General features: G+C 62.5%; 1 pseudogene. It reads left to right on the top strand.

The window, feature by feature from the left end:
- Positions 1-590: 590 nt before the first annotated feature.
- Positions 591-1,456, top strand: a pseudogene (locus KZA10_RS14700) (IS3 family transposase); the annotation flags it as partial.
- Between the last annotated feature and the right edge of the window lie 127 nt (positions 1,457-1,583).

Genomic DNA, 1,583 nt, shown 5'->3' with positions numbered 1-1,583 from the left:
TCAGTCAGTATCTGCTCAGGCACCTAGGCATTCTAGTGTCCGGGTGCTTGAGGCTCCTTCGCGCCCCATCGGAACAGCCGTTCGCACCACGAGAGGTGGGCCCCACTGATTAGGAGACACGCCTTAGCTCACGAGCGTCACGCCCAGGCATCGTGCTCGGCATCACGAGTCACCTCGTCGAGGTGTCCGTCGCAGAGGAGCTCGATGTTGTCTCGGTGAACTCGAGGGAGTCGAGATCAGCATCCGCGCCGCCGAGGAGAAGCTGGGACAAATGAGTCACATTGTCCGGCTGGCTCTTGAACGACGACGCCCGGGCGGCGCAAACCCTAAACCTTGAGCTCCTTTAGCAGCACGGCCTAGTCGGAAGCCGTCCGGCGTGTGCTCATCCAAGTGCCTGCTGCGATGGCGAAGAACGCCACCACCGCTGCTGACCATGAGAGCCAAAGCTGCCAACCACGGCTCCATAGATGGAGCCTGCCGCAAGGATTACGGTTACTACCGCTGTCACGACGACATGAGGAAGGGACTGCTGACGGTTTGGTTGACTCCAACGCTGTGACGATTTCGGTTCTCACGGAAGGATGGTCAACGTGCCGAAAGCACTCCCCAAAGAGTTCCGGAACGACGTCATCGCGGTCGCGCGTCGGGGCGACGCCCCGATCAGCCGGATCGCGAAAGACTTCGGTGTCTCCGAGTCGTGTCTGCAACGGTGGCTCAAGATCGCGGACGTCGAAGACGGCATCAAGCCCGGTGTGACCCAGGCCGACGCGACCGAGCTGCGCGAAGCCCGCAAACGCATCCGGTTGCTCGAGCAAGAGAACGAGATCCTCCGCCGAGCGGCCGCCTATCTGTCGCAGGCGTCACTCCCTAAATGATGTTCCCGCTGGTCCGTGAACTGGCCGCTGACCGAATTCCGGTCGCGGTGACCTGCCGGGTGCTGGGCTTCAGCAAGCAAGCATTCTTCCAGTGGCGTGCGAACCCCGTCTCGCAACGCGACGGGGACAACGCTCACCTCACAAACGCGGCCGTCGATCTTCACCGCGACGACCCGGCGTTCGGGTATCGGTTCATCGCCGACGAGATCGAAGCGGAGGCCGGGCTGGCAGCGTCCGAGCGGCGCGTGTGGCGGCTGTGCTCGGAACAGAAGCTCTGGTCGGTGATTTCGAAGAAGCGCGGCCTGAACCGAAAAGCGGGACCACCGGTGCATGACGATTTTGTGCTCCGCGACTTCACCGCGACAAGGCCGGACCAACTCTGGCTCACCGACATCACCGAACATTGGACCGACGAGGGCAAGCTGTATCTCTGGGCGATCAAAGACGTCCACTCGAACCGAATTGTGGGCTACTCGCTCGATTCGCGAATGACGGCTGAGCTGGCAGTCGCCGCGCTTCGCAACGCCGTCGCGCTGCGAGAGCCCACCGGAACGACCCTGCACTCGGACCGCGGATCGCAAGCCGTATTCAACCGGTCGTCGCAACGATTGTTTGTTGGGTCGATCGTAGTAGCTCTTCGAAGGCCTCGGCGGGGGTGCGCCAGTCGAGGATTTCTCGCGGGCGGTTGTTGATCGCGTCCGCGACGGC

Source organism: Microbacterium sp. BF1, assembly GCF_019279095.1.
Taxonomy (GTDB): Bacteria; Actinomycetota; Actinomycetes; order Actinomycetales; family Microbacteriaceae; genus Microbacterium; species Microbacterium maritypicum.
This window is presented reverse-complemented; position numbering and strand designations above follow the sequence as displayed.